The organism is Dysgonomonas sp. 520 (assembly GCF_010501095.1).
GTDB lineage: Bacteria > Bacteroidota > Bacteroidia > Bacteroidales > Dysgonomonadaceae > QVMP01.
Map to the genome: position 1 here is coordinate 56937 of NZ_QVMP01000022.1, position 8748 is coordinate 65684.

The window sequence follows — 8748 nt, forward strand, 5'->3', positions numbered from 1 at the left end:
AGAACAAAAATAAGAAAGATGTATGGAATAACTTACTTTTTCTTCTCTTCTTTCCGATTGAAGAACTTCCAGAAGAAAAGCAACTGATAATCTATTGCATTCTGCCAGTAAGGGCCATTGTGCGCACCGGGGCGAACGATATAATCGTGCTTAATGTTTCGATAACGCAATTCTTGATGAAGTTTCTCGTTTACACCGAAGAAAAAGTCTTCTGTTCCGCAATCTATAATGATAGAAAGAGTATTCGGCTCGATTTTAGAAATTTGAGTCATCACCGTATGATCGTCCCATACTTTAGGGTTGTCTTTATACGATCCGATAGATTTTTTCATTTCCCAATTGTTGGGGAACGGACGAATATCCACACCCCCGCTCATCGACCCGCAAGCACCGAAAACGTCAGGATGATTGATCGCCAGCCAAAGCGCACCATGACCACCCATACTAAGTCCGGCAATAGCACGCCCATTAGGCGATTGGATGGTTTTGTAGTTTTTATCTATATAGCCAACAAGCTCTTTGCTCACATAAGTCTCATACTGCATCTTCGGATTGATGGGACTATCCCAATACCAGGCATTTTTTCCGTCGGGGCAAACAATAATCATTCCTAGTCTTGAAGCCTCTTCCGGCAATTCTTTTTTCAGTTCTACCCAACTGCTATGATTACCACTATATCCATGCAAAAGATAAAGTACCGGATAGTTTTTATTCGCATTTCTATCGTACCCAGCAGGAAGTATAATTACATTTTTCACCTCGCTCCCCATTTTGGGACTGGGTACGGAAATAGTTTCAACTGTCTGGGCATTAATATTCAAAACCAAACAGAGAGTCAGAAATAAGGCTAGTTTAATTTTACTCATGATTTTTCAGATCTTTTAGTTACGTATATTAAAGTATATTTAAATAGTAGGGTCAAATTCGGCAAACTTCACTGTCGTTGCATGGGTTTTGCAATCCCATGCTTGGCTATTATTCAATTTTCGTCAATATTCTTTTCTTCCGCATTTTTTCCAAATGCTTTTGCCGCCCATTTTGGAACCAAAATAGACCCGATGAAAAGGTAATTATAATAAGTCAACAGCCTCCAAAGCAAAACGATCACGGGCACAAGTCCTACCACGGGAATGAATTCGGCCAGATACCCTTTGAATATAAATTCGGTGAAACCGCTTCCTCCAGGCGTCGGACTGACAACCATCAATATCCACATCACAAACTGACGGGCAAAAACCAACAAGTTGTCACTCACTTGGAAAAATGCCATAAAAATAGCATTCACTACAAGATAACGGGAACACCACGACAAAATTGTGGCCGAAACAGAAGGAAACCAAAAGGAAAAACCTTTCCCCCGAATTTCACGGGAACTAGTCACAATGTCATCGCCAACTTTTATAGCCGCATTTCTCCACCTGCGAAGAAATGGGAGATGAAATATCTTTATCAGAATCCACCTTATAATCTGAGGTTTGAAAAATAATCCGACAATAAGTCCCAAGCAGATAACCAGCTTAAGCACATAAGCAACTATAAACAATCCCGTAACACCCGCTTCTATCGCCGTTGAGTCCATAAACAGCCTATCCAACGGAATAAATAGGAGCAAAAACGGGAATGTAACAACAAAAAACATTTCGTCCAGAAACAAAGTCACAAACACAATCGTGGTACTTCTTCCCACCGATATTTTTTCTTTTGCAAGGAAAAGTACAGCCATACTGGAGCCTCCAACGGTAGATGGGGTTATAGCAGAACCAAACTCGGCCAAGAGCGTGACTTTTATGCACTGTTTCCACGACAACAGCTTGTCTGTCAAATATCTATACCGGATAATAAAACCCAGATCACGACCTACCATGAGAAGCAAGGCTATGAAAAGCCAGAACACCATTGTCCACGAAAGGCTGATTTTTTTCAGACCCTCGATATTCTCCGCTTTATTTTCTCCGAAAAAATCCTGCCAAAACATAAAAATGATAACCCCGAACCCTATTATTGTGGGCAGGATTATTTTCCACCTGCTGAATGGTGTAGTTGTACCTTGCATATTTAGTATGATAAATTTCACCCAAAGATAAGAAAAGAAATAAGAGATATTATATCGAATAAAGCGTTACTTGATTTATTTGTGGTGATGATAAACAAGTAAACGGGTAGATAAGCGAAAAATCCAGAAGTCGTTATTTCCCGGATTTAAAATCCGGACAGTAGCCAAGCATGCGATTGCAAATTCCATGCGACGACAAGAGGAGTTTGTTCCCTCTCTTTTGGGTAGGACTTAGGGTGAGGTGTAGGGGTGTATTGATTATTAATTGAAGTCATCTAGACTTTTTCGTTTTATTCAATTTTGTCATCCTGAGAGTATCGAAGGATCTGTTTTTTTTAGATGTTTCACTACGTTCAACATGACAAAAACTTAAAAATTAAGTATAATTTAAAAAGTCTAGATGACTTCATTGTTTAAAAAGTCCCCTTTAGGGACTAGGGGTAGAAAAGACTTTTGGCACACGCCCCTACAAACGCACCACAGATTATAGAGTTTTTTTATATATAATTACTTTTTTTATTTCTGTTTCTATGTATATCTTTGCATATTAAACAAATAACAAGAACAAAGACTTATTTTGATGAAGAAAATATTATTCCCTCTGATGGCCGTATTAGCATCATTCATAGGAATTACAGCACAAACCGAATTGACAGATACAACCTACACCGTCACAGTCAAATTTCCTAACAACAAGACAGAAGGGAGAACCGTATCTTTGCATAGCCTCGATCTCGACACATACGATTTGAATACTATCAGCACGGCAACCGTGAAAGACTCCGTCGCACAATTCACAGGCGCAACCGGAGAACCATCAATAGCATTATTATCTGTGAGTGGAGAGAAAAACCCATTTGTCAACTTTGTGTTGGAACCCGGAAAAATATTTGTAAGGAAAGACAATATTACCACTTTCGGCGGTACAATTTTAAACGACACCCTAAACCGGTTTAATGTAGATGTCCGTTCCAGATATGACGCAAAATTTGAGAACCTGAAAAAAAAGGCAGATCAGGCTTCGGGCAACGAAATACAGATGAAGACTCTTCAAGAAGAATACAAAATCCTGTCGAAAGCCATGATGGATGAGATATTCGTTTTCACAAAAGAGAATATAAAAAATCCGATAGGTGAATTCAATTTCTTATCTCTGGCAAATTATTTTGATTTTGACCAGACCGACGAACTCCTGGGAATGCTCAGACCCGAGATAAGTGAAACACAGACCGTAAAGAGCATAAAATCGATTCAAGACCTGACTCGTGCCACTCAGATAGGGCAATCTTATACTAACCTCGAATATCCCGATATAAACGGGAAAAAAATAGCTTTATCGGATTACGTAGGCAAAAGTAAGATCATACTGATAGACTTTTGGGCGTCGTGGTGTAGGCCATGCCTGAAAGAAATGCCTAATCTTGTAGAAATTTACAATAAATATAAAGACAAAGGGTTCGAAATTGTAGGAGTATCTCTCGATCAAGACAAAACGAGATGGGTGTCTACATCGAAAAGAATGAATATAACATGGCCGCAGATGTCCGATCTTGGCGGTTGGCAATCGGAAGCAGCCCAAAAATACGGGGTCAGCTCCATTCCTGCAACGCTGCTGTTGGACAAGGACGGTAAAATTATTGCGAAAAATTTGGTCGGACCGGCATTGGAGAAGAAAATAGCTGAACTATTGCAATAAGAAGTTCGTTATAACGAATGCGAATCAGTGTTTGAAGAATATTGGTTTAAATTATACGCATCAACCTTACAAAAATCGTTAACGTCGAATTTAACCAAATACTGATTAGTATTAAATAATATAAAAATAAGATGAAACAAATTTTAGTAGCGCTCTCAGTAGCCATTCTGGCGCTGAGTTCTTGTTCAAATAATTCGAAACTGACAGGGGTTCTGCCCGACGACCAGTTCGACGGATCGACAGTTTACCTGTATGCTGCACCAAGTAGTTTTGAGGAATATGTCATAGTAGACTCGACAAAAATAAAAAGAAATACATTCAGCTTTTCGCGCAACGTAACCGACACAGCTACCTTGCAGTTTATAGATATTCCCGATATAAACGAACCAAATATACCTCGGAGAGCTTTTTTCATTAACGAAAAAGGGGCGATAACCCTCAAGCTCGACAGCATTCCCCATGTAAGCGGAACACCGATGAATGACGACTATCAAGAATTTCAGGATAAAACCTTGGCCATTCATTCCAAGGTGGAAAAACTTCTGATGGATTTTCAAATTTCGGATGCAAAAGGAGATAGTATTCCCGAGTCGAAAGTGAACGAATTGACTACTTTAAGGGACGAATATAAATCGTATATACTGCAATATATCGAAAAAAATATAACCAACCCGGTAGGTGAATTTTACTTCCTTTCCTTTGGCGATGCTTTCGACCGAAGCAAGATAGATGAACTATTGGCTAAAGCCGATCCGTCTTTTAAAGCAAAAATAAAGGAACTGACCGGAGCCGATACGGCAGAAGAGCCTCAAGGCGTTCCCGTTGGCGAAAAATATATTGACGTGAAAGGTAAAACACCTCAGGGAAAGGAAGTTGCCTTGTCCGACTATGTAGGTAAAAAGAAAGTTGTCCTTATTGATTTCTGGGCTTCGTGGTGCAACCCATGTATAAAGGAATTTCCTCATGTGAAGGAAGCATACGATAAATACAAATCGAAAGGATTCGAAATAGTGGGAATATCTCTGGACGATGAAGAAAAAGCCTGGACGGGAGCCATCAAAAAGTATAAGCTGAACTGGGTGCACATATCCGACCTGAAAGGATGGGGAAGCAGCTTGTCGGCTCCATACAATACGGCAACTATACCTGCCACCTACTTGGTCGATCAGAATGGTGTTATCATAGCAAAAGACCTCAGGGGAGACGAGCTCAGCCGAAAACTGGAAGAAATATTGAACTAAAAATAAAATTCGCAGTAATTCTGAATAAGGTTGTCAATTAATTGATGACCTTATTTTTGTTCAGATGCGTATTATTTTTGTATTTTTGACTGATACTTAAACACAACCGAATATGCTGAAAAAAGATACATTAAACTTTATTGCTGCCCTGAAAGAGAACAACAACAGGGAGTGGTTTGCAGAAAATAAGGCATGGTATGAACGTGCCCGTGCCGATTTTGAAATACTTGTGGCTCAGGTATTAGCCGAAATTGTTTCGTTCGACAAAGAGATCGGAAACGTAAACCCGAAGCAATGTATTTTCCGCATCTATCGGGATACCCGTTTTTCTCAGGATAAAACACCATACAAAACTCATTTTGGCGCAGTATTCCGTGCCAGAGGTCTTGACAAGTCTTCCGGTTATTATCTCCATATCAGTCCCGAAGAAAGTTTCCTGACCTGCGGTCACTACATGCTAATGCCTGACCAACTGAAAAAAGTGAGAAGGGGCATTTATGAAGATTACGAAACATTCAGGGCAATACTTGACGAAAAAAACTTCAAAAAAGAGATTGGCGACCTCTACCGGGACGAAGATGCACTGAAGCGGGTTCCCAACGGATTCGACAAAGAACATCCGGCAGCAGAATATTTGAAGTTGAAGCATTTTTATGTCTTGAAGAACGTAGATGAAGAGCAAATTCTAAGCAAAGATTTTGTTGAATACGCAGGGAAAATATACAAGCAAATGCAACCGATGAGCGAATTTTTGAATGACTTGATATTGGATTGATGTCTTTATGAGAAAAACTAAGTATACTCGTAGTGCATTTAGAAAAAAAAAGATAATTAACTGAAACATAATACATATTTACATTGTCATCCTGAGTAAAACGAAGGATCTGGATTGAAAATACACAGATTTTTCACTTCGTTCAAAATGACAAAACCAATATAAGTCTTATAATAAATGAGTTAACATCAAAATCTTAAATGCACTACGGGTTAAGTATATTGTCTGTCATGCTCTTCATTTAATGAAAACGCACAACACCTAAACCATTTTTTCGTATTTTTGTTTCTAATATTCAAAAAGAAATTATTTAAAAAAATAGCTCTATGAACAGTGTCATCAAATTAAGCCTCTGCATTGGTATTGCTTTACTTGCTTTTGCGTGTAAAGACAAAAAGACGGAAACAATTCCGGTAAATGAGAGAAATGAAATTTTCAATAATCTTTTCAGTGAAGTGCCCGACACATCTTTTCAGATAGGAGAAAACAAACTGCTGTTTATAAAGACTACGGAAAAAGATTTGGAGACAGACAGTAAGCTTTTCATCGTTGAAAAGGAAAAAAACGAATGGAAATGCACCAGAGAAAAAATGCTTTACGAAGGTGTGATGTTTAGCAGTATAGATTCTCTTCGCATCACCACGATAGGCGATTCTTCTTACCTGTATTACGAATATTACCAACAAGGAGGTAGCATGGGCAATCATAACGTCGATTTTGTGCTGTACAATTACGATAACGACCAGCTATACACACTGTTCTATGAATTTTATCCGCAGAATCAGGGCGATGTTTTTCCCCAATTCACCGATAGCGAAAATTTATCGCAACCTGTCAACGATTTCCTCGAAAGCAAGGCAGCAATATCAGATCGGGTTTTAGATACCGACAGCAAGGAGTTCAGAGCCTTTATCAGCGAATTTTGCTCGAACAGAGAGGCACAAATAACTCACATTAAATTTCCGGTCGGATTCTGGCTGAAAAAGATAGAAGGCAATTGTTCTCCCGAAAGTCCGTATTATGACGATTATTATGGCGAATGTTTAGAAAAAGTGCCATTTAATCAGTCGAACTGGACATTCCTTGAAAAGAAAACACTGACACCTTTCTTCAATCAAAAAGATAATTCTTTCGGAAGTTGGTCTAAACCATCTCCCAACACAATGGTCTTTAGTTCAGGATGGGTAGAATCGGAACTTGCATACAGTGCTACTTTTGAAAGGGTAAATGGAAAATGGATGCTGACCGAATATTACGGAGGTTATTAGAAAGATTCAGTAGTTGAAATAGGTTGGATAAATTGTACAATGTCTTCCTAGTAGGGGCGTAAAATCTTACGCCCAAATATCAACAATACCTGTCTTCCTAGATGCTTCGCGTTGCTCAGCATGACAAATCTTTCGGGCAGACTAAGAAGCCTGCCCCCTACAAACGCACCCCCTCCCATCCCAAAAAGAGGAGAAGTTTATTCCCTCTCTTTTGGAGAGGGTTAGGATGAGGTGTATCCAACTACTGATTGGCATAACTCATTGAAAAATATGCCCACAAAAAACAAAAAGACCCCAAAAACGTTAACTTATTTATGGAAATATGTATAGATTTTGACGGAACCTGCGTTACGCACGAATTCCCCGAAATAGGGAAAGACATTGGAGCGGAAGAAGTACTGAAAGAGTTGGTGAATAAAGGACACAAGCTCATTCTCTTCACCATGCGGAGCGACCGGAAGAAAAAGAAGAAAGATAAATTGAGCAACGAGACTTTCATTGTTGAAGAAAACCGATTGACAGAAGCCGTGCAATGGTTCGAAAAAAAAGGCATACCGTTGTATGGTATTCAGAAAAACCCGACACAAAGGTTCTGGACTTCATCACCCAAAGCGTATGGACATCTCTACATAGATGACGCCGCCCTAGGCTGCCCGCTCATTTATCCCGAAAATGGAGACAGAGCCTATGCCGATTGGGAGAAAATAAGGCAACAACTGATCGAAAACGGCATTTTACGGTAGATTTTCAGATAAAAACTACTGAAATTTTGAGTGGAATTATGATTTAAATAAAAAACTATTATTTTTGTATCCGATAACAGGAGTTGGCGTGATAGTTCAATGGATAGAATAGAAGTTTCCTAAACTTTAGATCCGGGTTCGATTCCCGGTCATGCTACTAAAAACCTCACAGTTATGAAAAAATCTTTTTTTTACATTTTAGCAGCATTATTTTTGGTGGCTCTAGTGCCTCAAAAAGCACATTCTCAAATCAATTGGGGTATTAAAGGCGGTGTAGACCTTGTTGATCACAAAATCTCGACCGACATGTTGAACGTGAAAAACCGTCTGGGTTACAACATTGGCCTTACGTTGGAAATATTGCCTTTCAACGGACTAGGACTTGAAACGGGACTGCTGTACGGGCATAAAGAATATTCGACAAAGGAAAAAGAAGCTTCGAAAATAGATGTTTCGGACTATGACTACATAACAATCCCGCTGAATCTGAAAAAACGCTTCAGCCTGCTAGGTCCGATAGACTTGTATGCGCTTGGTGGTGTATACGGAGAAGTGAAACTAGGCGGAGGGAATGTAATTTCAGATACTTTTAAAAAATTCAAGTCGAAAGGTTTCCAGATGGGACTGAATCTGGGTGCAGGTGTTCAACTTTTCAAGCATCTTGATGTCGGTTTAAATTTCAGATATAAACTGACAGATAATTACAGCGAAGATCAACCAGATTTGAAAGATTTGCTCGATTCGCATCAAAAAACATGGTATATGACTGCCGCTTATTATTTCTAAGAACAGACAAAACAAATCATACCGAAAAAGCAATCTCCGAACATAGAAGATTGCTTTTTTGTTTTTTCTGAATTATACATTTAAAACTCAGAAATTGTTATTTTTCTGAATCTTGATTTCTTTTTCCATTTTTTTTATATCTTTGTAGTCTGATAATGAGACAATGAGAGCCTCCGTCACTTACAG

Annotated in this window: 8 protein-coding genes and 1 tRNA gene; 7 read left to right on the forward strand and 2 right to left on the reverse strand. The window is 39.0% G+C overall.

Annotated features, from left to right (window positions below):
- Positions 1 to 32: 32 nt before the first annotated feature.
- Together D0T56_RS12815 and D0T56_RS12820 are read right to left on the reverse strand one after the other, a co-directional pair.
- Positions 33 to 866: an alpha/beta hydrolase family protein gene (locus D0T56_RS12815; RefSeq protein WP_163320558.1), complete on the reverse strand. Its 834-nt coding sequence runs from the start codon at positions 864 to 866 to the stop codon at positions 33 to 35.
- A 113-nt stretch (positions 867 to 979) separates the two neighbouring features.
- Positions 980 to 2053: a lysylphosphatidylglycerol synthase transmembrane domain-containing protein gene (locus tag D0T56_RS12820; RefSeq protein WP_163320559.1), complete on the reverse strand. Its 1074-nt coding sequence runs from the start codon at positions 2051 to 2053 to the stop codon at positions 980 to 982.
- Between the two features lie 580 nt (positions 2054 to 2633).
- On the opposite strand from D0T56_RS12820, the gene D0T56_RS12825 reads away from it, so the two are divergent.
- The 7 genes from D0T56_RS12825 (at position 2634) to D0T56_RS12855 (ending at position 8562) form a co-directional block, all read left to right on the forward strand.
- Complete coding sequence (locus D0T56_RS12825; RefSeq protein ID WP_163320560.1) at positions 2634 to 3749, forward strand: TlpA disulfide reductase family protein; 1116 nt, start codon at positions 2634 to 2636, stop codon at positions 3747 to 3749.
- A gap of 131 nt (positions 3750 to 3880) precedes the next feature.
- Positions 3881 to 4990, forward strand: a complete 1110-nt coding sequence (locus D0T56_RS12830; RefSeq protein ID WP_163320561.1) for a TlpA disulfide reductase family protein — start codon at positions 3881 to 3883, stop codon at positions 4988 to 4990.
- Between the two features lie 112 nt (positions 4991 to 5102).
- On the forward strand, positions 5103 to 5765 hold the full coding sequence (locus D0T56_RS12835) for a DUF2461 domain-containing protein (protein ID WP_163320562.1): 663 nt from the start codon (positions 5103 to 5105) through the stop codon (positions 5763 to 5765).
- A 326-nt stretch (positions 5766 to 6091) separates the two neighbouring features.
- Complete coding sequence (locus tag D0T56_RS12840; RefSeq protein WP_163320563.1) at positions 6092 to 7033, forward strand: hypothetical protein; 942 nt, start codon at positions 6092 to 6094, stop codon at positions 7031 to 7033.
- A 314-nt stretch (positions 7034 to 7347) separates the two neighbouring features.
- Positions 7348 to 7776, forward strand: coding sequence for a hypothetical protein (locus D0T56_RS12845; protein ID WP_163320564.1), 429 nt, complete (start codon positions 7348 to 7350; stop codon positions 7774 to 7776).
- A gap of 85 nt (positions 7777 to 7861) precedes the next feature.
- Positions 7862 to 7933, forward strand: a tRNA-Arg gene (locus tag D0T56_RS12850).
- 17 nt (positions 7934 to 7950) lie between these two features.
- Positions 7951 to 8562 carry a porin family protein gene (locus D0T56_RS12855; protein ID WP_163320565.1) on the forward strand — a complete coding sequence of 204 codons (612 nt, stop codon included), beginning with the start codon at positions 7951 to 7953 and terminating at the stop codon, positions 8560 to 8562.
- The last annotated feature ends 186 nt before the right edge of the window (positions 8563 to 8748 follow it).